The following is a 26,780-nucleotide window of genomic DNA, read 5'->3' as shown; positions in this document are numbered from 1 at the left end:
ATCACCTGTTCAGTTTAGACCGGAATTACCCGTTCAGTTTAGACCGGAATATCCACATATTTAGTAGACAAATTAAATGATATGTTTTTAGAAATGTTTCCAAAGTTTAAAAATGCTGAAATATTAAAATTAGAAGAAAAACTAAGACAATTAAAATATGATTCCATTAATTATAAATAATCAATTTGCAGAAAATCATTACAACTCCATCAAAAATGCTCTTATTAGTCAAATAAACCGCATCCTTAATGATGGAGGAATAAATAAGAGACCTAGAGGTCAAGCAAATTATAAGATTACCTATTCAAATACTTTACAAACCTTATTACAGGAATTTGCTAATGACCCAGACACATACTTAAAACCTTTAATCGTTAAGTCACCTGATGATATCAATACTTACGTTTCTGATTTAAATCATAGTAATTCTGACTATATCAATTCAAATCACGATGATAATATGATTTTATACAATCTTTTTGTTAACAGTATTTATGATAATACCGATATATTTAATAAATGGAATTTCATAAACAAAATAAATCTGTCTACATGTCCTTATTGCAATAGAAACTATATTTATACTACTACAAAAAGTAAAACAATAAAACCAGAGATCGATCATTTTTATCCCAAGCATAAATACCCAATACTAGCAATTAGTTACTTTAACTTAATTCCATCATGTTCACCATGTAATGGTATTAGTGCTAAACATCAAAAAGATCCTTTCCATATAGGACTAGTGAATCCTTATTTATTAAAAAACAATGATTTTGTTTTCACTCATAAAATTAAAAATATAGCAATTTTAAATCCACTTAGTGAAAAATCTGATGTAGAAATTCAATTTAAGAAAGCTTATCAAGGACATTTAGATCTTTTTAATTTAAAACAATTATATGAATTACATCATGATCATGCATTAGAGTTAATAATTAAGAAAAGGCTGAAATATTCTAAGAAATATCGCGATTATTTAAACTCTTATAATGGTTTGAAGTTTAGTCAAACTGATATTGATCATATGATTCTTGGCAATTATGCATTACAAGAAGAGCAACATAAACGGCCATTAGCTAAATTATATCAAGATATAGGTAAAGAATTAGGCTTAATATAGTATTATTCTTTATAAAATATAACAAGGTAAAGATTTATCTTTACCTTGTTATATTTTAAATTAGAAATCTACATTTATTTTATTTGATTTAAAAAGGTATTATTTGAAGCTAAAGCCTTTTTTATAACTACTTTGTAATTATTACTTCCCAAGTCTTCTGCTAAAGCCTCTGTCTCATTCAATAAAAAACCTTTGATTTTAGAAGGTTTACCTAAATAATCTGAGTTCTTTCTAAAACTAGATAATGTTGAAGTATATACACTATTAAATTTCTTACGATATCTATCTAGTAAATCCAATTTTTTATAATGACTTGAAATAATATCAAATAAATTAGTATCTATACTAGTTCGATTTTCTAAATAAAACTCAGCACTAAATACTTTTGAAGTTGGTTCGAATTTTAAATTCATAAACAAATACTGATCAAGACATATATCATCTAAGTACAAATTAATTATTCCTCTTTTTAAAGTTTTTTTATTTTTCCAGTATTGTTCCTTTAATTGATTACATCTTAAACAACAGGGAATTAAATTAAGAGGTTTAACCGAAAACTCGCTAAAATCTTCTTTAGGTAGATAATGATCTATAGAATCATCAGAATCAATTCCGCAATATTGGCATATATTCCCAACTTGAGCTTCTCTAATATTTAAAATAAGGGTATTCAATGCTTTAGTTTTTTTGCTATAACAACCTATAAGATTTGCCTTATCATCATTAACGAATGTACTATTAGATATATTTTCTAAACTATTGCTTAAGAATTCCCTATCATATTCCCTATATCTATCAGAAACTTGTGTTTTAATTAATTTTAATTCATCACGTGTTTTAATTAATTTAGATTCTCTAATCTTTTCAAACTCATCAAAACAGTCTACAGTAGGTTTTTTAAGATTCTTCATTATATAAATTATATAAGTATGTTTTTGCGTTTAAACTAAGCTTATTATCAAATAACTCTAATACTTCCTCATATTCAAGATTTTCACTTAACTTTTGAAAAACCTCTTTATAGGTCCCTTTATTATCTTTTACTTGAAAAATTTCCTCTGTCAACTCATCTAAATTCTCACCAAAACTTTCCATAGCAAGGCTTCTAACATAAGGTAAATTTTCAACTCTATCAAATACTTTCACATATCTAGACGGAATCTCTTGAAGAATAATTGGTGAATGAGTTGCAACTATCGCATAAGAATCAAATTGATTAAGTAATACATCCAACATCCTAATAAAACTTGATACTGCATTTGGGTGTAAGTGCATCTCTGGTTCATCAAATAACAATAATGAATTCTCTCTGATATTAGCTAAAATCTCAGTTATAACATACATCAAAAAACTTTGTCCAGAACTTAATAGTCGAACCGATGGATCACTAACAAAAGCAAAATTTTTATTCTCAAAGATCTCTGTGTAATAGTGCTTCGCTAAATCCTCTCCCAATATTTCACGCATAACTCTAGTCCAGTTTCTATCTCTATCTAAAGAAAGTATACCTTCAACTGATTCTTTATAATTTTCAGTAACCTTTATAGAAGACAATAATCCTCCGTTTTCTGACTTTAATCCGCAATATTTATAACTAAAAGCTTTATCCTTCTTAGGCCTAGAAAATTTATCAAAGATGCTATAGGATACAGCTATCACTTTACTAAATAGAGGTCTTGAAGGTTTAAAAGTATCCTCTGCTATTACCTTTCTCGTTTGTCCACTTAAATCTAAGGCTAATTGGGCCAAAAATTGAGTTTTACCAGTTCCATTTTTACCAATAATAGCAATAAGTCTACTTGGAAAATCAGAATTTTCAAACATATCCCCAAAATTAAAGCTTACCTTATGTTCTCCTTCTGTATTAGCCAATTTGCATTTATAACTAAATTTAAAAGCATTCTCAATAGATATACCTTCTATAATATATCTAGCTTGATAATATGCTTTTTCAGCCTCACTAGTTCTTATCAAAGATCTTTTAAAAGTATAGTTATTTTCAAATTTCTCCTTAATAACAGGTAAAAAAGCTATATCATTAAGATTCTGCAATACTTGGTAGAAAAAGTCTTCATTAGAAAATTTCTTTTTTAAATTTTTATAAAAATCAATGCTTTGACCCAGAGAACAAAACTCATCAGACAACTCCTCAAACTCTTTAGCAATACAGTCATTAGTTCTACTTTCTGTTTCATGCATTATCTTGATTCGACCTATAGAGTGATCCTTACCATTTTCATCAAAATATTCTAATTATAACTTGTTTTTCGTGTATAATCATCCCAAGCAATATAGGTAAGTAGAAAAAACGGAAAATCCATGCTATCTTCATTGTCTACATAGAACTTTATATCCTGCATAATTAAATTCATTTTAAAGCTATCATGCAATATAAAACATATAAGGTGTTTATAAATAAAAATATTGTGAGTAGTCATTTATTTTGAGTAAAACGAAAACCTTCTCTGATTAATTAGCATATTAAAGGTCTTTCTAACTTAATTATCTTATCTTCATCAATTACAAAAAGCACACATTAAATGTTTGAAAAACACTAATTTATCGACGAGATCACTACTTACACTTATAACTTATCTTTTTTAAACAACCATAATAAAAATAAGTATAATCAAATCTTTTTCAGTAATTTAAAAGTTGTACTGGGCTAGACTACTTAGAACAACTAAAATAAATTAAAAAACCTAATGGTTTATATCAATAAAAATTGAGTCTGAGATTCGGACTATTTTATCTAGTAAATGATGAAATAAAAAAATAATAAGATATCTATATTATAATGAATAAGAGTAAATTAAATAACAACATAGCACTAATAAAAAAAGCAATTAACAATGACAAACTTGTTATTTTTGCTGGAGCCGGAGTCTCTAAAGACTCAGGGCTTCCTCTTTGGGGAGAATTAATTCAAGAAATAAAAGGATTCTTAAATGAGGATATTGAAGAAGATGATCCTTTAAAAATAGCTCAATTCTTATATAATGAAAAAGGAGAAAAAGAATACAATGATATTATAAAGGATGCTTTGTATAGAAACATAGAGACGTACACACCATTACACGAGTTGATATTTGAGCTAAATCCGCAACACATTATCACTACAAACTATGATTACTTTTTTGAAGATGTTATTAACAATAAAGGACTTCCTTTTTCTGTTGTATCTAAGGATATTGACTTGCCATATGCTGGACATAAAAATCTCTTAATAAAATATCATGGTGACTTTCAAAATCAGAATATAGTTTTTAAAGAAACTGACTATTTAGAATTCTCTAAAAACCATACATTAAAAGAAATTTTTGTTAAGTCACTGTTTAGCAACAAGGTCATACTTTTTATTGGATACAGCGTTGGAGACATCAATCTTAAACTATTAATAAGAGATATACAGTTTATTCTAAACAAGCACCATCAAAGAGCATATTTTCTTTCTCATAAAGAAGTATTATCTACTTCTCAGATTAAATATTTTGAAAATCTAGGTATCAATATAATTAGTTATGATCAAGAGCAACTAAAAGATTTAAATGATAATGCAAAACTATCTCTCACAGGTCAAATAGTTCATAAACAATTAGAGTTTATTAAAGATTTTGACTTGTATGAATATGAAAGAAGAAAAGGTAATGTATCTACACAAGCTAAAATAATAGACGATATGTATACCTCTTTGTATCGTTTTGATTACTTCAGAGTATTACCTAAGAAATTCTTAGCGTCTTTATATCCTTATAATAAAAATTCTAAAGATGATACATACTATAACGTGGAATCAAATACTCTAGTTTGTCATGATAATGAACTACATAGTTTACTAAAAAAATATAAAGGAGAAAATGATGCTGATTTTACAAATGAAGAAAAACGTAAACTTAATTCTGTTTTTGCTCGTTTGATGTACTCTAATATCTATTATATAGGAAAGAAAACTGGATGTAAAGATTCTTTTGGTAATAAATCTACTGGAGACATAATAGACTTATCTACTAAGTATTTCTCTGAACATGATAACTGTGATTGTATAAACTGTTCTATTAGAAATTTAAAATATTCTGATGCTATACTAAAAATAGAAAAATACAAGATTACAAATGACTTTAGATTATGGGATGACTTAGTATTTGCATATGCGCTTTATCAATTAGCTGAATATTACGATTCTTTTAAAGCATATGAAATAATTGAGGTAAAATCAAATAGGCTAAAACAAATGGACGTTAGTTTTATTTGTACCTACAATATGAAAAGATTGGGGCTTAGAATTAGAAATTTATCTTTATATGATCATAGATACTCTTGTGCAGATCTAACAAGCATAAGAATACAAGCTAAAAAAATAGATCTAGATAAAACTTTAGACAAAGTCAAATACTTTGTAGATAAAGATGTATTTAATCTACTCAAAGAAATTCATAACGGCATATATATCCAAGAGTTGTGCAATGATATAGAGGAAAAATATATTAGAGTACTACACGAAATAAAAACAATTAAAAATGGAGGATCAGCAACTAGCTCTTCATATTTTAATTTACATAATACTACTCGAGAACTAACTAGATTTTTAGAATTAAATTTCATTATAGGAAATGGTTTTTCTACAACACAAAAATCTATTAATAAATCTATTAAAGCTTTTATTCTTGGTTTCTATGTAGGCACACTAAAAATACCTGCTCATCAGTCTAAAATTTTTGAAATTTCGAAACTAGACAGTTTCGATCATTTTTTATTTGAACAAATAATTAACTACAATGAACCTAAAGAATTGATTAATTTTATTAGAGAACATAACCTCTCAGATATAAAATTTGATCAGGAGAGTCAGGAATCTGTATTTATTCTCATTTGTGACTTTTTCAAATCTTCATACAAAGTTTACGACCTTTTCAATGATATAAGTGAGAATACAGTTTTTATAAATTATTTAAATTACAACACTAATTTTAAATATAGGATAATTCACCAATTTAATAATTTATGTATTGTTCTAACATACTTTAAATTCTCAGAAGCTCAAATAAAACAAGTCTATTCAGATATAAATAAATTTATTAAATATACCAAATTCAATGAACGTGATGTTTTTGAATTATTTGAAAATCTAATAGATACAAAATATTCAATAATTGGATATGATTTATTAATAGATACTTTAGATATATTTAATTCAAAACAAAATTACAATCATTGTTATGTAACACTTTTACTTAAATTAAAAGAACTAAACAATAATTTCATAAACAATAACATTCGTGTAGATCTAATCAATTTAGAAAGAAGTGAATATGAAAACTTGTTCATATATCATTCATTAAATACTAATAGTAAAAAACAATTCTTGAAAAGAATAGAGCAAAATCTAGAAGAAAATTTTGATACATCTACAGTTTTTTTGCTGTTGGTAGAAAAAGTACCTGTAAAAAAAGATACCAAGAATAGGTATATTGAAATTATGCATAGCAAATTAGAAGAATTAAAAGAAATAACTAGCGAAGATTATACAAACTATTATCTTTTTAATCAATATACTCAATATTTTGAGTTAGTTTATCTAAATAGAATAGATAGCTCTAAATTACAATTCATGAATATAAAAAATGAAATTTTCAAATTTATAATCAACCCTGAAAATTATGATAAAATAAAATTTGATGTAGCTTGGTTAAAGGTTTTTAATTATGATATTTTCTTACAAAGATTTGCTAAAATTGATTACATTATTAAAGAATTAGAGATCTATTTAATTAATAACAGTGACAAGAAACTAAATACTATCTACTTCAAGCTAAAAAAATACACTATAAAAGAGAAGAAACGATAACTTTCTTTATCTATAAAACATATTACTATACGTAACATCTTTCTAAAATGAGTAAGTTTAAAACAAAATATGACTGTTTTGATCAAAAAGGAGAAACAAATCTACCAGATAATCAATTTATAGAATCTCTAATTAAGAATGATATAGAGCCTATTATTTATATAGACAGTTGTGTTTGTCTACATATTATCAAAGTAATAGACCATAAACATAAAGCTAAACAGATAAATCTTGAAAGAATTATTTCTTTAAAAGAGTATCTCACTAAACATCCAAATATCCAAATAAATCCAACTTTTGCGCTTTTAGAATTATGCTATCTCAAGTCAGGATATGATGTTAAAAAATTGTTTGAGCTTAAATTAAGAATTGATTTTTTTATCCAAATACCTTTGAAATCATTAAAAAGTTACCAGTATGACTTTCATCGTGATATAATCATTAAAAAAGACTTATCAAAAGAAAAAATTAATTCCCTTGAAGCTGTAGATCAAATTATTAAAAACACTTACTGTACATTACTTAAAATAAGATCAATAGCTTTAAAAAATCTAACAAAACAAAAAGCAGAGAATAATATCAATGAATTATCCGATTGGATGATTAATGAATTAAACATTTTTAGAGGTGCTGAATATAAATTAGCACTCAACATTTTTGGAGGAAATACAAACTATAGAAAAATGATAGGTTTAGATAGTAGAGATTCAAAAGACATTAAAAAGAAAATTTTAGGATCTTCTTGGGATATGTACCATTCTAAATTATGCGCGAATAACTTTAGAATTTCTCAAATACTGCAAAAAAATATTCATCCGTTCTTTTTGACAAGTGATGCCAATTTATTTAAACTTTTTCATAATGTATCTATTGAGGTTATAAAAGATGGAGGAGATGAATCTATATCTTCATACATTATGATGTCAGACTTTACTTATCCACATTTTGAAGAATCTTTTATTGAAAAAAACAATCAAAACTTGCTGAATTTATGGCTCCAAAGATCTAATTATGACTATTCATATAATGATGATATGGTAAATAAATTAATCTTGAATCTAGAAATAGACAATGGAATTATTTTATAATTATAACTTTTAAGACTAAAAATGGTGTAGTATAAATATATACAAAATCATTATTAGGACACTTAATCAAACATATTATTAAAATGGCACATCCCAAGAATCAACATTATGTTCCAAAAGTTTTACTAAAAAGCTTTTCAAGCAAAGATTCATTTATTTGGACTTACGATAAAGTTGCTAAAAACAAAAATTGGAACGTTATTAAAAAAAGGTCTATCAACAGGGTTGCAAGTGAAAATTATTTTTATGATCAAGTACAAAATAACAAAGATTTTAGTTTTGAATATGAACTTGGAAAAATAGAAAGAGAAACCTCTCCTTTGATTGAGAAACTTGTTTTAAATCAAAACATAAATTCAATAACAGAATTAGAAAAAGAAAAGCTCTCATATTTTGTTGCTATACAATTAATAAGAACTAAATTTCAATTAAATAGAATTAAAGATTATGTAATCAATTTTGAAGAAAAAACAAACAGTTTTATTGGTATAAAACAAGATCCTATTGACTATAAAATGTTATGGTTCTCCTTATTTGAAGCTGCAAAAGAATTTTCAATGGCAATTAAAAACAAAGTATGGTTTCTAGGTCAAAGCGACAAATTATTCTATACTTCAGACAATCCAGTAGTTTTACAAAATACTATAAATAAAAGTACTATTCGTGGTACTATCGGTTTAGATTCTTATGGAATTGAAATTTATATGCCACTATCAGATTCAGTAATACTTTGTATGTTTTGCGAAAAACTACTTCAGAATAAACATGGTATTCTGAACTTAAAGAAATTTAACTCTGAAAATATTTTAAATGTAAACGCTCTGCAGTTCTATCAATCAGAAAGGTTCTTATTTTCATCTTCAAACAATTTTGAAATGATAGAAGAAATAATAAATAAACAAAATGCTATATAATATCACATTACTGAAATTGAAATATAAAACATACAACTAAAAAATTCGAAAAATCATCCCTCTTTTTCTTTACCAATTATTCAACAAAAACAGTAATCCTTTCACATTAATCTGTTAAAAATAAACAGTTGATTTTGGTGCGAATTATTTTGAAAAAAAGTGTTGTAAAAAAAAACACAAACAGGTTTAAACCCCTATGAATACTAGGATCTAAATTATTGTATCGGTTACTTTTAGTTTTTATTGAAAAAATAACATTTATTACAAGATTTGATTCTATCTTAGTTTATCCAGTTGTTATAAAAGTAATAAAAGAGAGACTTAATTTAAAGAACGATTTTTGGGAGAATTATCACAGTAAAAATTCAACACTTCCTATCTCTAAAATTATAGATATGGTTTTTAATAAAAACTATAATATATATTTAACTAATAACAAAAGACTTATAAATTAATCATATACTCAAATAGCCTCCATAAAGGAGGCTATTATTGGGAATAATCTGTCATTTTAAATCTTACAGAGAGATTGTTGAAAAAAAAATTTTGTTGTTTTAATATATAATAAAGATTGATTTTAAAAAAACTAACTTAAACTATTACACTAGCCCCCTTTATTAAACATAATAGCTAATTAATAATTTATTATTACAACCTAATCAAATATATAATAATTAAAAGGCTATTCACTCTAGATATTAATATCTCCATAGCATTAATCCAGCTTGATATCCTGCTCCTAATGTCCACATCAAAAAGTAATCCCCTTGCTTTAATGGTTTTACTTCTTTTTGATATTGATGTAACGCTAAAAAAGGACTAGATGATCCTGAATAACCTAGCTCTTTAGAGTAAAAAGGAACCTTTTTATCTGGTAAATTATAATACTCTTTTATCTTTTTTATGTTTTTTAAAGATAATTGAGATAATAAGAATAGACTGATATCTTCTATTGTTAATCCATTTTTTGCTAAAAAGCTCTCTATCTTATCCAGTGCAAATTCCACACTTCCACTTCCATCAAATGATGTATCCCACATTGTTAATTCTCCTGGCATAAAACAAGAATGCCCTTTAGGAGGAAATAAAACTGTATCACAAAAACTGCTATCAGTATGATAAAGAACATCTACTAAACCTGAAGGCGTTGTATCTTTTTCTACAATAAAAGCAAATGCTGAATCAGAAAAACAGAAAGCTGTTACAGGATTTTTAGTATCTAAAATATTAGATAGTTTTTCAGAACAAACCACCAGTGCTTTACTTGCCGTTTTACTACTGTTTAAATAATGGGTAACTTGATCTAAAGCAACAAAAGCTCCAATGCAATTAACATTAATATCATAACACATCGTATTATGCTTTGCCTTTAATCCATTATGTATAAAAATGGAATCACAAGGAATTTGATGCTCTGGTGTACAGGTTACAAAAGCTATAATATCTATTTCTCCTATAGAGATACCACTTTGTTTTAAGACACCTTTTGCAGCTTCTATTCCCATAGATACTGTGGTTTCATCTGAATTTTTTGGTACAATAAAACGATTAGTTCTTCCTAAAGCTTCTTGAATCTTGCCCATAGAGACACCCTGTTCCTCAAATTGCTTAATAACATCCTCGTTACTCTCAATATTTGAAGGATGGTAAAAATAAGTATGTACTAATTTCATATTAATATGTTTTCATTTGTTTTATAACTCGTTTTACTTTACTCAAATTATATTTATGACGAATTTCAAAACAACTACGCTCAAACAAGTATCATTTTGTTATACACAAGAGCATTTTAACAAAAAGAACATTAATTATTAGTATTCCTAACAAAAAAGGACACCCAGTAAAACATAAACAACAAAATATCATTGATTTAAAAAACAATATCAACAAACTTTTTAATTAGTACTTAATCTGTTAATGACAATAAAAAAATATTTTATATTTAACAATTCATCCTTTTTATCTCTGTAAAAACTATTTCTTATATACTTAAATTCTACATCCAACTTATAAAGACTTCATCTTTATAAAAAATAGTATCAAAAGAACTATTTGTGTCAAAAGCATTTTATTCTGTTTTTTCTTCTCTTAACTTATTAAAAAAATCTTGGCGTATTAATCATACTACGCTGCTTAAATAATTCAAATCTTAAGAAGATCTCATGTGAACCTGAGTTATAACGTTGAAGCGCAGTAGTATCAAAATCATAAGAATATCCTACAAATAGATTTTCATTGACCTGGAATCCTGCCAAGGCACTTACTGAAGCATCCCAACGATAAGCTCCTCCTAAAGTAAACTTGTCATACAACAAAAAGTTAGCTGTTAAATCAACCTGTAATGGTGCTCCACTTACTGTCTTAACTAAAGCTGCTGGCTTAAATAACAAGTTCTCACTCACATCGAATACATACCCTCCCATTAAGTAGAAATGCATCTTCTGACGCATAGTCGTGATATCATTATCATCGTAGCGATCCGTAGTTAAGAAATTCGGAACTGATAACCCTACATAAGCTTTATCAGAGTATAAATAAACCCCTGCTCCAATATTAGAATTAAACTTGTTGTTTAGATTCTCTTGGCTCACGGGATCTGTTGGATTGTGGATATTAAGCTTTGTATAATCAACACTTAATAAATTAGCTGTTCCTTTCAAACCGAATGCTAATTTATAATCAGCATTTAAGTCAATAGCATAAGCTAAATCTACAGAGATATTATTCTCATCCATCGCTCCTAGACGATCATTGGTAAAGTTCACTCCTAGTCCTAATCCACTTTCTCCAAGAGGAGTAGACACAGATACATTCGCTGTTTTAGGTGCTCCATCTAGTCCTACCCACTGTGTTCTGTACATTCCAAACACATTAAGTGTCCCACGACTCCCTGCATAAGCAGGGTTGATCATGTTAGTATTATACATATACTGGGTATACTGCGGATCTTGCTGAGCGTAAAGTGTAGAAGTAATACCTACTGTAAGTAGGTATACTCCTATTAATATAATTCTCTTTTTCAATTTCATAACTATCACTTTATTCATTTTCTAAATGCAAATACCCTGTTTTTTTAATTCTAGTTCCTTTAAAGTCATACTCTATTACATAGAAATAAGTTCCTGATGGTAATTTCTCATTTTTGTTTATAGTAATACGTCCATCAGAGTATCCTCTAAACACATTACCTGCACTGTCATAACTCTTCGTGTCAAATACCTTCACTCCCCAACGGTTATAAATCTCAACTGTATTATTAGGAAAACGATTAATATTCTCTATAATAAAATAGTCATTCTTTCCATCTGCATTAGGTGTTACAAGATTATAAACAACAATATCTTTTTCTTCATAAGATGGAGCAGGCTTTACTTTTGCCAATGTAAAAATGCCATAATTAGTAATGCTTGTTGGTGTAGCAATTTCTTTACGCTCTATATCCACTACTCCACCTTCATCTACCCAGAGCTGCTCCTGAACATCCCAGCGAACAATATGTAACTCTTTCTCTGGATTGGTTAATAATTCCATTGGAGTTGTATTATTATTCCATGATAAAGTTATAATAACAGAACCACTACCTTTTTTTGCTTGATTAATTACCCAAAACTCCTTCGTGTTAATCACCTCTATGTTACCTACACGCTTTTGATGAGGATAAAGTAAATTAGAATTATTTAAAAAATACTCACTTGAATACAAATCAATTAGACTCTCCGAAGCAGAAATACTTGCATAACGATAATATCCATTCTTACCAATAGGAAAGGTAAAAGCCTTGTTTCCTTTTTTGTCAACTACTCCGTCAACATAACTTTGATTACTTACCTTAGTATGTGTGGCATTTTCCTTAAATAATATACTTGCTTCTGCATCCACATTTACCTTTACAATGCCTTGAATAAAATTAGCTTTTCCATTAATTAAAAAATCATTTTTTAGCTCAAAAGGATACTCAGAAGAACTATTATCAAAGACAATATCAAAATATTCTGAAGGTTTAGAACCTGTCAAATTCTGTAATTGATTCCCTTTAAATAGAGCTATTCCAGTTGTGTTACCTGTCGTATAAGTAAATAAACCATCATTGTGATAACTCTTATAAAACTGAATTTCCCCATTATTAAAAACAGAGCCTATATTGCCATTTTTAAAATCAAAATAAGTGCTAACCACAGTATTAGGCATTATAGATAATTGGCCAATATTAACAGTAATTGATTCACTAGATTGAGCATAAATAACCTTATTAGGTACTAAAACTACTATTATGAGCAGCCCTAGTATATTCATAATATTTCTTGTCATAGTTTTATGATTTAAGGTTAATTACTCTAGTCTTGTACGTATTAATGGATTTACAATTGTTCCACAATTTTTGACTATTACTTTTAAATATTGTGTATTACCAAAACTACACCCTTGTCTTTTGGTGTCTATCTTCAAATAAAGATTATCTGCTTTACTATACTTGCTGTAAGTCTTTTTCAACTCAAATTGCTGTTTATCTTGAGTATTATTAATCTGATAAAGTAAAGAATTGGGAATATCATTCCAACCAATTATATCAAACTGTCCTGTATCAGAGTTTACAGTAGGACTAAGTGTTGCATAGGCAAAAGAAAGATTATATGTTGTACAAGGATCTAGTTTTTCAATCTCTAATGGAGCTGTAATACATAGATTATTATTACCTAAATGCATAGTTAATGTTGGAAGTACAGAAACATCCCATACATAGGTCTTGACCCCTAGTAGATTAACAGATACAACATTATCCATGCGTATTTCTATTCGATCAAAAGTTGCTCCAATTCCCTCTAAAGTGATTGCATATTTATCCTTAGCCTGATTACTGATTAATTTTAATAGATCTAGTCTAATAATTTCAAAGGCATTTGAATGTACTTCTTCTCCAATGGGTTTACTTCCCATATATCTTTGAATAGAAAAATTACTTAACAAATTCAAATCCAACACAACCCCTCCTTCTGCACTCATAATAATCTGAACTTTATCACCAGGCCTAGCCAAATCTTTAAATTTAACTACTAACTTTTGACGATTTAAAACTGAAGCTGAAGTATTAAAAACTGCTGCTGTATCATAATTAGGGGTTCCATTCAAGTTTGTATTATTTTCAATAGCGTCTACTGCGTAATAGGGATTTAACACCCCTGAAAGACTAGTGGCTACACCTATACCTGCATCTTCTACTCCATAGAGTACATCCTTAGTTGTTTTATTTAACAATAGATGTGCTGTTGCTCCATTGATACTTATATTACTTTCACACACTTCTGAAGAACTTACCAAAATGCGCTCATCAATATAAGCACCATATACTCTTGCTGATGTAGCTACTCCTAATAAGCCTCCATTTAAAACTCTAACACCTCCATAGTTAATCATATTTCCCATATTGTCTTTAGGAATAAAAGTATACTCAAATACATTATCCCCTGCCAATACATTAACCAAATCTAATTCTCCTATTGAAATAAGTGGCCCTATAACAGCTCCGTTTTTATCTAGTGCCTGAATAGTAGTTCCTCCTATTAACTCTAACAAACTAAACTGTTGTCCAAGCTTTATGGTTATAGGAGTCCCTGCAACTATGGGCGTATTCACTACATTATCAAATGTTAAATCTACCCATGCAGTACCTATTCCCGCTAAGTTAACTAGATTAGATATTGTTGAAAATGTTGACAAGTCTTGATCAATAGCTTTTGATTCATCTAATACAGCTCCAGTTAAAATACTCCCCTTAGTAACATGAGTAGCCATTTTTTGTTTATATCTATATTCACATTCTTGTTTATCATAAACATAAACAGTTATTCGCTTTACAATATCACACGTTACATTACTATCTGCAATTGCATTCTTTGAAATCGCATAATAATTATAAGTTCCTATTTTATCAAAAGAAATTGTTTGTCCAGTTACATTTGCGTTTGTTAACTCATCAAAAATTTGAACACCTGAATTATTAGGTAAATTTGATTCATACAATGCCGCATTAAAAAAGACTGATGCATCTGCTACACCATTCCCATCAGAATCTAGCTTAACACTTATAGAGGATTTTCCTTGAATCGAAAACTCTTTTTGATCCTGAACATTAAAACTAGCATATCTATTAGGACAGTATTCAGAGGTTTGGATACCTTTTATATAATAAGTACCTAAAGGTTGCCACTTATTTGCATCTTTATCAGCTTGTGTTTTAAAGAGAATCTCTTTTTGTTGTTGATTTACAATAACATATTCATTATTCTCATTATAATCTGGTATCAAATGAGTTAGATCAAATTTTCGTTGGCGAATCCCAGCGATTACAAACTCTTTAGAACACATTTTAACAGTCTTAGCAACAGCATCGACAAAGGCAACATCATAAATCTGTAAATCACCATTTATAGTTAATACTCCTACCGAAATAGGTTTTTTAACTTTGATAGAAATCTTATCATACTTTACTAAATTGCCATTTGCATCCTTTCCTGGCGAGGCTAAAAAACTAAATGGTGTATTTCCTCCTGCATTTATAATTCCTAATACATCTGCCTTTAAAACATTCTGATTTACCTTAACTGTACTCACTACTGTATTATTACTATAGAAGAGGACCTCTACTCCTGAGGCAACATTTGCTTTTAAAAGACCAGAAGGTAATTGCATTTTAATACGTACTACTTTTTTATTTGTTTCTTCTGGAAGATAAAAGAACTGTTCAATTTGACTATCTATACCTAAATTTAGTAAATTCGAACTACCTACACTAGCAAAGGATGCAAGATCATTATCAATTGCATTTTGCTCATTTTTAATAGGTCTACTTTCTCCTAGTAATGTTAAAACATCATTACTAGACTTATAATTAGTGAGTATTTCAGGACAAGAAGGCAAAACAGAATAATAAAATGAATCATAAATATTAACAAAATGAGATCCTAGTATACCAGCTGTTTTATCTTGAATAGCAATACGATCAAAGCTTGCTCCTGCAGTTACTCTAGCATAATAATTACCATATGCATCTTTTACAAAACGAACTTTAGCCTCATCACTCTCTTTATAATTGTGTAAACCTACTGCAAAGACAACATTATTACCTTGACTTACAGTAAAAGTTGTTTCGTGTATTCCTCCTAGTAATACCCCTTGTAAAACCTTTGTAAGAAAATTTCCGACATATCCACCTAACAAGTAGTTAAGAGACTCATTTTCAGAACTAGTTAATTTAATGTAATAAACATTTTTACTTCCATCAATGAGCTCGCTATGTATTAAAGTCAATATAGGTGAAACACTACCTAGAAGAGTAGTTGATTTAACCTGCGTAAAAGTAGTTTCTTTTGTATCATAAGCGTTTGCTCTCTCTTCTGGAGAAATATACTCACTTCCTGAGACTGACCTATTACTTGTAGAGCTTGTTGGTCTAATCTTTACGCCTGAAGAATTAGTCATTTGTGCTAATACACTAACTTTTATAAACAAGAATAAAATCAACAATACACTTCTATATATTTTGTAATTATCTTTCATATTCTCTATTTAAATATTAAACAACTATTTAATTACAAAAACAACATTAACAAAAGAGTAATCCGTTCCTGTACCTTTTACTGTATAAGTTAATACTCCATTTTGATCAATACTTAAACCTTCTAAGGCAGAAGTATCATAATCTGTTATATAGTACCAAAGATCAGTAGGTAAGGACATATTAGGAATCTCATTTGGAGCAGTAGTCTCAGGAGTACCTCCCGAACTTTTTATAAATTTCGGGCTTAATAAATTAGAATTAACAGTGCCTCCATTTGAATCCATTACAAATGTTTTCCCTGTAAATTGAGCGATATATTCAGCGTGAAGATTTCGCTTAAATTGACCAAGTACTGAAGTATTAATAACAATAGAAGGCATATAAAAGAACTTTGCTTTTACAAGTTTGTCATCAGCTGTAATTATTCTTATCCATTTACTGTTTGATTGATTACTACTATCCTCATGCCAATAATAATACCCTGGACTTAATCCCTGTAACACAACATTAGAAGTATTATATATCATCAAAGAATTAGCATTAGCAATACTTGTTTGTAATTGCTGTGTTACTGAGCTTAATGCTATTCTGGGTAATAAAATCCCCTTATTTGTTGCTACTACTTCTAATTGAGCAGAGCCATTAGGTTTTGATGTCCCAATACCATTCTGTGCCTTTAATGTAAATACATTAAGAGCACAGAATACAATAATTACTAGATATTTACTTTTCATACTACTAAATTTTAAATAATTTCCTTTCGCACTTTATATAGATACTTATTTAGTGCTTGAATCAATAGTAGATTACTTTATTTTACAGAGTAGTCAGTAACTACTTTTATAGCGAAATCAGCTGCAATTACCTCTGGTAAAAGTGCATACCAATTCCCTACTCCTATTTTAAAAGTCAAAGTGTTTCCTGATACCAAAACATCTGTTGTTGCTGTATTGATAATTTGATTAGTTGCAGCATTTAAAAGCTTAATTTCCACTACATTCCCTACTGTTTTTCCTAAAGGAACATTTAATGTAATAGCTGATACATCTGCAGTACCTTTAGCTACTGTAGCTGAATATATGCCCTTATATATTTTACCTCCATCAATCCAGGTATCTCCAGTATTTACAATAACAGTATTACTGTAAGTATCACCTAGTTGATTTTTTATTTCTTGCTTTTGTTCAATAGTAGCATTAGTAATTGCATATACTACTGCTGAGGAAATGTCTACAATTTCTCTAACTTTAGTAGTCTCATTAATAGTATAAAAAGAAAATGCGGGAATAGCCAATTGACCACTCGGTGTTCCTGCGACAATCTCAGTACGTGTAAAATAGACATTCCCACCTGCACTTAAAATATTAGAAATTGCATTTTGAACTTCTGTATTATTCTCAATAGACCATTTAACATCAGCTGTCATATCGATATAGTTCTTAACTTGAGTGTTCTCTGTAATATACTCATAGACTATCTTTTCTGCTGACTTACTATCTACTAAAACAGGAGCATATGCTACATTATTTATACTTTTGCCAATTACTGTTTGAGTTTCGCTAGCCTTTACTATTGTCTTAAACTTAGTATTATCTACTGTTTCCCATTGTTTAGTCGTACTATTCCAAGTTTGGAAAACCACATCGTTTGTTATAGTGTCATAAATAATCTTTGTACTTCCCTCTTGCAAATTTTTTGACACCTCTTCAATATATTTTTCAAGTGTAGTGTAATTATTCCCATTTACTGTTACTGCACTATTTACAATTGTATTAAAATTATGAACAACTCCATTAGGTATATCAATGTAATAAACCCCCATAGGTAAATTTGCACTTGTCCATGCATCAATAGCTTGTTGAGTCGGTACTTGATTATTATTAGCACCTAGATAAACTTCAGATATATAATATTGTTTGGCCTTATCGGTAGATTGAACTATACTTGTTTTTGATTCTGATGCACTAATTAAACTTCCTAAGTTAATAGTCTTATAAATTGTTCCATCCCAATACTGAAACTCCCAATCAGGATCTGCTTGTGTACCAATATTCTTGTAAATAACATTTCCATCAATCAAAGATGCAATATGTTGAATATACTGTTCGACAGTAGTAAATGTGTTTGTCCCTTCTGTTATATTAATAGGAGATTTAATAATTTCTTTAATATTATTTACTACCCCTCCCATTATATCTACTTGATAGACCCCTAATGGTAAAGTTGTCCAACCATCTATTACTGCTTGAGTAGGTTCTGTATTATTATTTGCAATCAGATAAGTCTCTGATATATAGTATTGTTTTTTATTATCTGTTGTCTTTACTAATAAAGTCTTAGGTTCTACACCATTTATAAGACTAATTATATCATTAGTAATATTTTTTTTGACATAATTACTTCCGTCAAAGTAAATATACTCAACTATTGGATTGATTCCAGGTGTAAAAACCATTCCTCCTCCATAAGTATCTCCAGTTTTAGTAAGATCTGTCAAATTATTTGCAGGAAAAGCAGTCTTTAAAAGTGCTATTACTTTATCTAAACTTGTCTGAAAATTTGCAATATTACCAATTGCTATGTCTAATTGGTTCTGATTTACGATACGTTCCCAATGAGCTGCTACAGGGTTAGCCCCCACTACTTCTGAAACCCAATAATAAAAGCCAGGAACTATAGCGGTATTACCTGTCCCAACTAAAGCAGTATTATAAATTAATAAACTTTCTGCTTCAGTTCCTTTTATTGGGCTAAAACTAGTTAATGAGGTAAGTTCTATACGTGGAATCAAAACCCCTTTATCTATTGCTTTTATCTCCAATTGAGATGATGATATAGGCGCAGAAGTTCCAACACCTACTTGACTATAAGCACCTGTTAATCCTCCAACAAAAAGTGCTACTGTAAGTAATCTTTTTTTCATAACTATAGTTTTAAAGTTTATACAAATTGAAAACTATTTTCAAAAACTATCATCAAAAAAAAAGCTTAATATTTTAATTATTCACAAAAAAATACACTTTTGTAAATAACAAAAACAGTAGGTTCACTTTTATAGATTTCACAAATCACAACCAAATTGACGAATCCTAAAAACTCTAAATTTCTTTGAGATACTTTGAAAAAGTAACTCCTTTCACTCTTTTAAAAACAGTTGAAAATTGACTATGAGATGAAAAACCAGCTAGTGCAGAAATATATGCGATCTTACATAATTTTAATTCTGTCTCATGGTTTAAAAGAGTAATAACATATTCTACTCGAAGTGTATTTAAATATGAATTAAAGTTTTCATTATTTCGCTCTCTTAATATAGCTGATAAATAACTTCGATTGGTACCAAATTCTGATGCAAGGGATGTTAATGAAATACAAGGATCTTTATATCTATGTTCTTTTTCAAATAAATTAATCAGTTCTACTAAACGCAATCGTGTCTCGGGGGATATTTGATCGGTTTCTGATACTTGGTAAGTATCTACTAACTCTGTATTGATAATTAAGTTTAAAACAAATGCAATCTGATTAAACCTTAAATCAATTATTGTCTTTTTTTCAACCCTACATATAAAGATGGAAAAGAATATGAATGTCCAAAATATTAATGCTCCAAATAAGTAATACTTCCAGTACCTTATCTCCACAACGCTTAAACTTATTAAATTAAAGTTAGTGTTTGCCTTTAATAGAACAATAGTCTTATTTACCTCTAATGAGATAACAACTAGAATATTATTAAAACGATGTAATAAAAAATCGACCATATTTTAAAACTGATAAAATAAACATTCTTATTATAAAACTTACTTTGTAACAAATGATATACTTTAAAATATATCTAAAAATCACAACAAACAAAACAAACCTATAAACAACACAAACACCTATAAACAAACAAAAAACAGGCGATTATTTCACTTCTAAATTAATACAATAAATAAAATAAACAATAAATATTACAATACAAAAACACTTAAAAAACAATTGTATAATCACTCAATACACATATTTAAACGATAATAATTGTTAATTTTTATTAATTAAAAAAACATAAATAATAAATATTGATTAATTTTAAATTTTAAACTATTTTTCCCCCATTATATTAAACTATTATAATATTTAAACAAAAAACAATAAAATAAACGCATTAGCAAAGTAGCTAATAATACTACTTGATGGTAACAACTAAAAAAGCCAGTTAGTTTTCTAACTGGCTCTACTACAAAATTCCTAAAATAATCATTGTAACAAATATTACTTATCACAACTTAAAAAACCAACGAAATCATATTTAACAATATTTAATTTCTCTCTTTATCTTACTTCCCTAAAAATATTTGAAAACCAATCGATACCCCTAATCCGTTATGAGCAGAAGCATTAGATTGATTAGATTTACTATAATTATAACCAACAATCGCTTCCAAAGCAACATTATATGATACAAAATGAGAATATCCTGCATTGATATTAAATGCAAAAGAAGTATCACTTTTCTTACCAACTTCAGCTCCTGAAATACCTAAAGCTCCTTGTCCAAAAAAACGACCTGTATCACTAGCTCCCTCTGGAAAATAATAACGTACAAAAGGCATTACTTTATAATTCCAAATATTATCTCCTGCTTTTACTGTTTGTAAACCTGCTCCTATTTCCATTCCTAAGGCTACTCCTTTTGAGATAAAATATCCTGCCCTAGGTACTATATTAATATTAAAACTTTCTTCTTCGAAACTATAGCCAGTAGAACCAATAGCTCCTCCTACAATCCAATTTCCTTGCTTTATCGGTGTACTTCCAACTTTTTTAGATAATTCTGGAGTGGAAATATGTTCTTTTAATTGAGCATTCATCCCTACTCCAATTAAAAATATACAAAAAACAATAGCTCTTTTTTTCATATTTACTTCTATTTAATTATTAAAAAACATTTTTTAAACATCCAATACTTCTTAGTAAAAGGATCCTAAAATATTAGGATCCTTTAAAAACAAACAAACACTTCTATACTAAATAATAGTAATCATCATAATAAGTCTCCCCTTCTATAGACTTAAAATAATAAACTCACTACGTCTATTTAATTGATGTTGTTCTTTACTACATTTAACTCCATTGCTACATTTATTGTGCAATTCTGTTTCGCCATAGCCTCTTCCCTTCACTCTATCAGAAGCAATTCCCTGCTTAATAATCCATTGTATAGTTGATTTTGCTCTTCTATCTGATAATTGATAATTGTAATTATCATTTCCTCTACTATCTGTATGGGAACGAACATCTATTTTCATAGTTGGATACTTTTTCAAAATCTCTACAACTTTACTTAGCTCTTTAGCAGCGTCTGGTCTAATAGAGGATTTGTCAAAATCAAAATAGATAGTATTGATTTTTAACTTCTTAAACAAATCATCATTTACATCAACAGATTCTTTTACTTTAGTCAATCCAATTTTTAAACTCTTATAGCTTTCTTTACCAGTTATATCAAATGACTCTTGTACTTTATTATATCCCTGTCTCTCTGCAACAATAGTATATTGTTTTTTGCAGTCCAAATCATTAAATAAATAACTTCCTTTAGAATCTGTAACAATAACTTTAATGGTATTATTAGAATTGTCAAGCAAAGTTACTTTTGCATCCTTTATAAGTTCTTTAGTTTGAATATCATAGACAATACCATCAACTAAGGTATTACACTGACTAACTTTAAAACAATAAATATTGTCTCCTTCATTCAGACCTGGTCTATTAGAGCTTATAAAACCACTATCTGATACATCATTTAGATAAAAACTAAAATCATCAAATGGACTATTTATAGGTGTCCCCATATTAACTACTTGACTTAAACTTCCATCTTCATTTATTTTTGAAACAAAAATGTCTAATCCCCCAAGCCCTGGGTGTCCATCTGAGGCAAAAAACAGATAATTATCTCTAGAGATAAATGGAAAAGTTTCTCGACCAGCAGTATTAATAACACTTCCTAAGTTTTCAACTTGCCCATAATTTCCATCAGAATATATTTGTACCCTAAAAATATCGGATTGCCCCAAAGTCCCTTCTCTATCAGAAGAGAAATAAAGCCATTTACCATCAGGGGTTAAACTAGGATGAGCTGTATTAAAGTTATCCGAATTAAAAGGTAGCTCCAAGGCTTTACTCCATTTACCTTTTTTATTTTTAGAACTTTTATAGATTTTAAGTAATGACGATTTATTCTTATTATTTTTCCTCTTCCCTTTTAAAGTAGAATTATTACGTGTAAAGTACATCGTATTTCCGTCTTTAGTAAAAATAGCAGTAGCATCATTTACTAAAGAAGTAATTTCTTTTGAAAAAAGAGAAGGTTCTGATAAAGAATCATCTTTATTAATACTTGCCTTATACAATGCAGTAAAACTTTCATTGGTCCACTCATGAATAGACTTTGTTATTTGTGAGTTTCTAGCTGATGTAAAAACAAGTTGATTATCAAAGATTGTAGCACCATAATCTGAATAAACACTATTAATATTTATAGGTTTTATATCATAGGTAGATTCTTTTTTCTCAATTTCTTGTAAGTAGTCCTTGTTTGACTTAAATAACCTAACTCTAGAATCATTACTTTCCAAAGAAGAGAACTTCTCCATCATCTCTCTAGATTTATCATAGTTCTCAATTGATTTTAAAGTCTGTGCATAGCGATAGTAATATTCTGATGGAATTGGCTCTTTTCCTTTATCGTCATACTCTCCATCGAATAGTGTCTCATACCACTTATTAGCCTCAGGCAACTTTCCATTAAAATAGTAAGCATCACCTAATTTTCTTAATACATCTGCATTGGCTTTTCCTTTATTAACAATTCGCTCATATATTCTTATTGCATCTATATATGCTTGAGCCTGATACTCTTTATCAGCTTTCTTCTCTGCTACTCTCTGAGCTTGAGTACTCACTCCTGCCAAAAGTAATAGACCTAACAAGCTTATTTTTAATAGTTGTCTTTTCATGTTTTTCTTAATTATTAATTAATAACTAAAAGAATCGTGGTGCATTAATTGTACTACGACGGCTAAATAATTCAAATCTTAAGAATATCTCATGTGAACCTGAATTATAGTGACGAAGCGTTGTAGTATCAAAATCATAAGAATAACCTACAAATAGATTTTCATTGACTTGGAATCCTGCCAAGGCGCTCACTGAAGCATCCCAACGATAAGCTCCTCCTAAAGTAAATTTATCATAGAATAAAAAGTTAGCTGTCACATCTACTTGTAATGGTGCTCCACTTACTGCCTTAACTAAAGCGGCTGGTTTAAATAAAATATCTTGACTTAAATCAAATACATACCCTCCCATTAAATAGAAGTGCATCTTCTGACGCATCGTTGTGATGTCGTTATCATCATAGCGATCCGTAGTTAAGAAGTTCGGAACTGATAACCCTACATAAGCTTTATCCGAATACATATAAAGTCCTGCTCCAATATTTGGGTTAAACTTATTCTTGATATTCTCTTGACTTACAGGGTCTGTAGGATTGTGGATATTAAGCTTTGTATAATCAACACTTAATAAATTAGCTGTTCCTTTCAAACCGAATGCTAATTTGTAATTCTCATTTAAGTCTATTGCATAAGCTAAATCTATAGAGATATTATTCTCATCCATTGCTCCAATGCGGTCATTGGTAAAGTTCACTCCTAATCCTAACCCACTTTCTCCAAGAGGGGTAGATACAGACACATTCGCTGTCTTAGGTGCTCCATCTAGTCCTACCCATTGTGTTCTATACATCCCAAACACATTCAGTGTTCCACGACTCCCTGCATAAGCAGGGTTGATCATATTAGTATTATACATATACTGGGTATACTGTGGATCTTGTTGAGCGTAAAGGGAAGGGATTAAGCCTACCCCTAGTAGGCTCATCCCAAGTAATATAATTCTCTTTTTCAATTCCATAATTCTAACTTTAGTCCATTTCTAAATGTAAATACCCTGATTTTTTAATCATACGAGAGCCTTGAGTATCTTTATACTCATAAGTAACTATATAAAAATAGGTTCCTGAAGGTAATTTATCTGACTTCTCCACTGTTACACGTCCATCTGAATAACCTCTAAATACATTATCTGAACTATTATAATTTGACGTCTCATATACCTTAACTCCCCATCGATTGTAAATCTCTACTGTATTATTAGGATAACGATTAATATTATCAATGATAAAATAATCATTCTTTCCATCTCCATCAGGAGATATTAGATTATAGATAACTAAATCTCCTTCTAAGAGTAAGTCTGTTTTTACCCTTGCTAGAGTAAAATACCCATAACCTGTTAAACCTGAAATTGTTGTTATCTCTTTATTTGATAGATCAACTACTCCTCCTTCATCTACCCAAAGCTGTTGCTTAGCATCCCAACGTACAATGTGTAATTCTTTCTCTGGGTTTGTCAACAATTCTGATGGAGTGGTTCGATCATCCCAACTTAGTGTTAATAATACATTCCCTGAACTAGAGTCTGAGCGTTTTATTTCCCAATACTCTTTTGTATTCAAATCCTCTATAACTCCCGATTTACTAGACTTATCTAAGAAAAAATCTTCCTCTGAATAGACATATCTACTCATATATAAATCTTTTTCACTAGAAGATGCAGATAATTTTGCTGGACGATAATAGCCACTATCCCCAATTGGGTAGATAAAGGAATCCTTACCTTGTTTTTCTACATACCCTTCTACATGACTTTTATCTGAGGCGCCTATTGATTTAGAATTAGACAAAAAAGTAAACATACCTTCTTGCTCAGAAACCTTTATGATTCCTGAAATAAAATTGGATTCTCCTTTAACACTAATTTCATTACCAAGTAAAAAACTTTGGTTAGAATTATCAGTTCTAAATTCTACATTATGAAATTCACTAACACTTTGTCCTAAAATTTCTTGTCTTATTAATTCTTTCTTGGGATGAAAATATACTTTTGCCTTTTTTGATAAAGTACCTGGATAAAAAAGATTGTCATTTTTAAAATGATCATAATAATAAACCTCTCCTTTATTTTCGAAATTTCCAGAAATACTATTCTCAAAATTATAACCTATACTTAAGATTCCTCCTTCCAATACAATCAACTCTCCTTGATTGATAAATTTTTCTTCTACAGATTCCTGCCCAAACACAGCAAAGTTCCACAGAGAAAAACAGATTATATATAAATGTATTTTTCTCATGACTTTCTCTATTTTTCAAAAACTTGAACAACAACTCCTGTAGCTTTATAAGTAACAGCTTTATTTGCACCTGCTTTAATGGAACCGTCATTAGTACCTACATTTTTATGAAATGTACTACTTGCTGGTCGAACTGTTATTGTCACTGTATTAGATTCTGATAAATTAGGTACATCTGCTAAAGAAACCATTCCAACATATGAATCATAAGCCTGGTTTAAACCAAAATTATACCCTCCATATCTATAAAATTTATCTACAAAACGCTTAACTTCCTTATTGTTAACTAATACTCTAAATTCTACTTTTGCATAAACTTCATTGTTTCCAATATACCCCCCTATTGTTGTAATACCTGAATCAACTTCAAACATAACTTGCAAGTATTTTGTATTTGCTGGATTTGAATTTGTTTTAAATGTAGATCTAAATAGTTCTCCTTGAACTGCATTTGTATTCATAAATATACCTGCTGTAGAAGAGGCTGTCATTGTATCATAATTATAGCTTTTTTCTGTATAAGTACCTGAAGTTATAAAACTAGCAAGTACAGGAGCATCTAAACTTGGAACTTTAAAACTTAATCCTGTATTAGGTTTAGGGGCTCCTGACTGATCAATTTCTTTTTCATTATAATATGTAAAAGTACCATCATTATTATCCACCAGTTTTGTAACTGTTTCATTGGTTTTGATTAGATCGGTAAGATTTACTTCCTTTTTATCTCCATTAGCATCTTTATATTCCAAATTGGTTCCATCGTAAAAAACATTTCCACCACTATTACCCAACAATTTTGTAATTTCATTTTTAACTTTTTCATCTTTGATAATATTTTCAAATTGAGTGATTACAGAATTAGGTATATTTATAATTGTCTCTGTCCCATCCTCTGACTTATAGGTATACGTACCATCACCACCAGCCACAAGTGTAGTTACTGTCTCATTAGACTTAACTAGTTTATCTAGGTCGATTGTCTGATCATTGCCATCTTTATCTTTGTAA

Annotated in this window: 17 protein-coding genes and 1 pseudogene; 4 read left to right on the top strand and 14 right to left on the bottom strand. The window is 29.0% G+C overall.

What is annotated here, in order from left to right; translation table 11 throughout:
- Window positions 1-157: 157 nt before the first annotated feature.
- Window positions 158-1,123: a hypothetical protein gene (locus AABL85_RS16330; RefSeq protein ID WP_341310865.1), complete on the top strand. Its 966-nt coding sequence runs from the start codon at window positions 158-160 to the stop codon at window positions 1,121-1,123.
- Between the two features lie 74 nt (window positions 1,124-1,197).
- On the opposite strand, the gene AABL85_RS16325 is transcribed toward AABL85_RS16330, so the two are convergent.
- Window positions 1,198-2,034: an HNH endonuclease gene (locus AABL85_RS16325; RefSeq protein WP_341310864.1), complete on the bottom strand. Its 837-nt coding sequence runs from the start codon at window positions 2,032-2,034 to the stop codon at window positions 1,198-1,200.
- Window positions 2,021-3,322: an ATP-dependent nuclease gene (locus tag AABL85_RS16320; RefSeq protein WP_341310863.1), complete on the bottom strand. Its 1,302-nt coding sequence runs from the start codon at window positions 3,320-3,322 to the stop codon at window positions 2,021-2,023. The genes AABL85_RS16325 and AABL85_RS16320 overlap by 14 nt, the downstream gene beginning before the upstream one ends.
- Before the next feature lie 598 nt (window positions 3,323-3,920).
- Between AABL85_RS16320 and AABL85_RS16315 the strand changes: the two genes are divergently transcribed.
- From AABL85_RS16315 to AABL85_RS16305, 3 genes are all read left to right on the top strand, one after another.
- A complete protein-coding gene (locus tag AABL85_RS16315; RefSeq protein ID WP_341310862.1) occupies window positions 3,921-6,968 on the top strand; it encodes an SIR2 family protein in 3,048 nt (1,015 codons plus the stop codon).
- A 47-nt stretch (window positions 6,969-7,015) separates the two neighbouring features.
- Entirely contained in the window at window positions 7,016-8,056 is a 1,041-nt protein-coding gene (locus tag AABL85_RS16310) for a hypothetical protein (RefSeq protein ID WP_341310861.1), read from the top strand.
- Window positions 8,057-8,139: 83 nt separating this feature from the next.
- On the top strand, window positions 8,140-8,970 hold the full coding sequence (locus AABL85_RS16305) for a DUF4238 domain-containing protein (protein WP_341310860.1): 831 nt from the start codon (window positions 8,140-8,142) through the stop codon (window positions 8,968-8,970).
- Window positions 8,971-9,668: 698 nt separating this feature from the next.
- Here the strand turns inward: AABL85_RS16305 and AABL85_RS16300 are convergent.
- The 12 genes and pseudogenes from AABL85_RS16300 to AABL85_RS16245 all read right to left on the bottom strand — a co-directional run.
- Window positions 9,669-10,643: a 3-oxoacyl-[acyl-carrier-protein] synthase III C-terminal domain-containing protein gene (locus AABL85_RS16300; RefSeq protein ID WP_341310859.1), complete on the bottom strand. Its 975-nt coding sequence runs from the start codon at window positions 10,641-10,643 to the stop codon at window positions 9,669-9,671.
- A 423-nt stretch (window positions 10,644-11,066) separates the two neighbouring features.
- Entirely contained in the window at window positions 11,067-11,999 is a 933-nt protein-coding gene (locus AABL85_RS16295; protein ID WP_341310858.1) for a type IX secretion system membrane protein PorP/SprF, read from the bottom strand.
- Window positions 12,000-12,009: 10 nt separating this feature from the next.
- Window positions 12,010-13,278 (bottom strand): gliding motility-associated C-terminal domain-containing protein, encoded by a 1,269-nt coding sequence (locus AABL85_RS16290; protein WP_341310857.1) that lies wholly within the window; start codon window positions 13,276-13,278, stop codon window positions 12,010-12,012.
- 21 nt (window positions 13,279-13,299) lie between these two features.
- Window positions 13,300-16,524 (bottom strand): hypothetical protein, encoded by a 3,225-nt coding sequence (locus AABL85_RS16285; protein ID WP_341310856.1) that lies wholly within the window; start codon window positions 16,522-16,524, stop codon window positions 13,300-13,302.
- A 24-nt stretch (window positions 16,525-16,548) separates the two neighbouring features.
- Entirely contained in the window at window positions 16,549-17,259 is a 711-nt protein-coding gene (locus AABL85_RS16280) for a hypothetical protein (RefSeq protein WP_341310855.1), read from the bottom strand.
- Between the two features lie 77 nt (window positions 17,260-17,336).
- Window positions 17,337-19,448: a hypothetical protein gene (locus AABL85_RS16275; RefSeq protein WP_041892944.1), complete on the bottom strand. Its 2,112-nt coding sequence runs from the start codon at window positions 19,446-19,448 to the stop codon at window positions 17,337-17,339.
- Window positions 19,449-19,623: 175 nt separating this feature from the next.
- Window positions 19,624-20,289 carry a helix-turn-helix domain-containing protein gene (locus AABL85_RS16270; protein ID WP_341310854.1) on the bottom strand — a complete coding sequence of 222 codons (666 nt, stop codon included), beginning with the start codon at window positions 20,287-20,289 and terminating at the stop codon, window positions 19,624-19,626.
- 558 nt (window positions 20,290-20,847) lie between these two features.
- Window positions 20,848-21,429: a hypothetical protein gene (locus tag AABL85_RS16265; RefSeq protein WP_341310853.1), complete on the bottom strand. Its 582-nt coding sequence runs from the start codon at window positions 21,427-21,429 to the stop codon at window positions 20,848-20,850.
- 144 nt (window positions 21,430-21,573) lie between these two features.
- The gene (locus AABL85_RS16260; protein ID WP_341310852.1) at window positions 21,574-23,532 is read right to left on the bottom strand and encodes an OmpA family protein; all 1,959 of its coding nucleotides are present in this window, start codon (window positions 23,530-23,532) and stop codon (window positions 21,574-21,576) included.
- A 25-nt stretch (window positions 23,533-23,557) separates the two neighbouring features.
- Window positions 23,558-24,490, bottom strand: a complete 933-nt coding sequence (locus tag AABL85_RS16255; RefSeq protein ID WP_341310851.1) for a type IX secretion system membrane protein PorP/SprF — start codon at window positions 24,488-24,490, stop codon at window positions 23,558-23,560.
- Between the two features lie 10 nt (window positions 24,491-24,500).
- Entirely contained in the window at window positions 24,501-25,772 is a 1,272-nt protein-coding gene (locus tag AABL85_RS16250) for a gliding motility-associated C-terminal domain-containing protein (RefSeq protein WP_341310850.1), read from the bottom strand.
- 8 nt (window positions 25,773-25,780) lie between these two features.
- A pseudogene (locus tag AABL85_RS16245) lies at window positions 25,781-26,780 on the bottom strand (hypothetical protein); the annotation flags it as partial.

Source organism: Myroides odoratimimus (genome assembly GCF_038039805.1).
Taxonomy (GTDB): domain Bacteria; phylum Bacteroidota; class Bacteroidia; order Flavobacteriales; family Flavobacteriaceae; genus Flavobacterium; species Flavobacterium odoratimimum_B.
This window is presented reverse-complemented; position numbering and strand designations above follow the sequence as displayed.

Excerpts from the sequence above, each read along its gene's own strand:
- AABL85_RS16330 (WP_341310865.1), top strand. The coding sequence starts at position 158 with ATGATTCCATTAATTATAAATAATCAATTTGCAGAAAATCATTACAAC.
- AABL85_RS16325 (WP_341310864.1), bottom strand. The coding sequence starts at position 2,034 with ATGAAGAATCTTAAAAAACCTACTGTAGACTGTTTTGATGAGTTTGAA.
- AABL85_RS16320 (WP_341310863.1), bottom strand. The coding sequence starts at position 3,322 with ATGCATGAAACAGAAAGTAGAACTAATGACTGTATTGCTAAAGAGTTT.
- AABL85_RS16315 (WP_341310862.1), top strand. The coding sequence starts at position 3,921 with ATGAATAAGAGTAAATTAAATAACAACATAGCACTAATAAAAAAAGCA.
- AABL85_RS16310 (WP_341310861.1), top strand. The coding sequence starts at position 7,016 with ATGAGTAAGTTTAAAACAAAATATGACTGTTTTGATCAAAAAGGAGAA.
- AABL85_RS16305 (WP_341310860.1), top strand. The coding sequence starts at position 8,140 with ATGGCACATCCCAAGAATCAACATTATGTTCCAAAAGTTTTACTAAAA.
- AABL85_RS16300 (WP_341310859.1), bottom strand. The coding sequence starts at position 10,643 with ATGAAATTAGTACATACTTATTTTTACCATCCTTCAAATATTGAGAGT.
- AABL85_RS16295 (WP_341310858.1), bottom strand. The coding sequence starts at position 11,999 with ATGAAATTGAAAAAGAGAATTATATTAATAGGAGTATACCTACTTACA.
- AABL85_RS16290 (WP_341310857.1), bottom strand. The coding sequence starts at position 13,278 with ATGACAAGAAATATTATGAATATACTAGGGCTGCTCATAATAGTAGTT.
- AABL85_RS16285 (WP_341310856.1), bottom strand. The coding sequence starts at position 16,524 with ATGAAAGATAATTACAAAATATATAGAAGTGTATTGTTGATTTTATTC.
- AABL85_RS16280 (WP_341310855.1), bottom strand. The coding sequence starts at position 17,259 with ATGAAAAGTAAATATCTAGTAATTATTGTATTCTGTGCTCTTAATGTA.
- AABL85_RS16275 (WP_041892944.1), bottom strand. The coding sequence starts at position 19,448 with ATGAAAAAAAGATTACTTACAGTAGCACTTTTTGTTGGAGGATTAACA.
- AABL85_RS16270 (WP_341310854.1), bottom strand. The coding sequence starts at position 20,289 with ATGGTCGATTTTTTATTACATCGTTTTAATAATATTCTAGTTGTTATC.
- AABL85_RS16265 (WP_341310853.1), bottom strand. The coding sequence starts at position 21,429 with ATGAAAAAAAGAGCTATTGTTTTTTGTATATTTTTAATTGGAGTAGGG.
- AABL85_RS16260 (WP_341310852.1), bottom strand. The coding sequence starts at position 23,532 with ATGAAAAGACAACTATTAAAAATAAGCTTGTTAGGTCTATTACTTTTG.
- AABL85_RS16255 (WP_341310851.1), bottom strand. The coding sequence starts at position 24,490 with ATGGAATTGAAAAAGAGAATTATATTACTTGGGATGAGCCTACTAGGG.
- AABL85_RS16250 (WP_341310850.1), bottom strand. The coding sequence starts at position 25,772 with ATGAGAAAAATACATTTATATATAATCTGTTTTTCTCTGTGGAACTTT.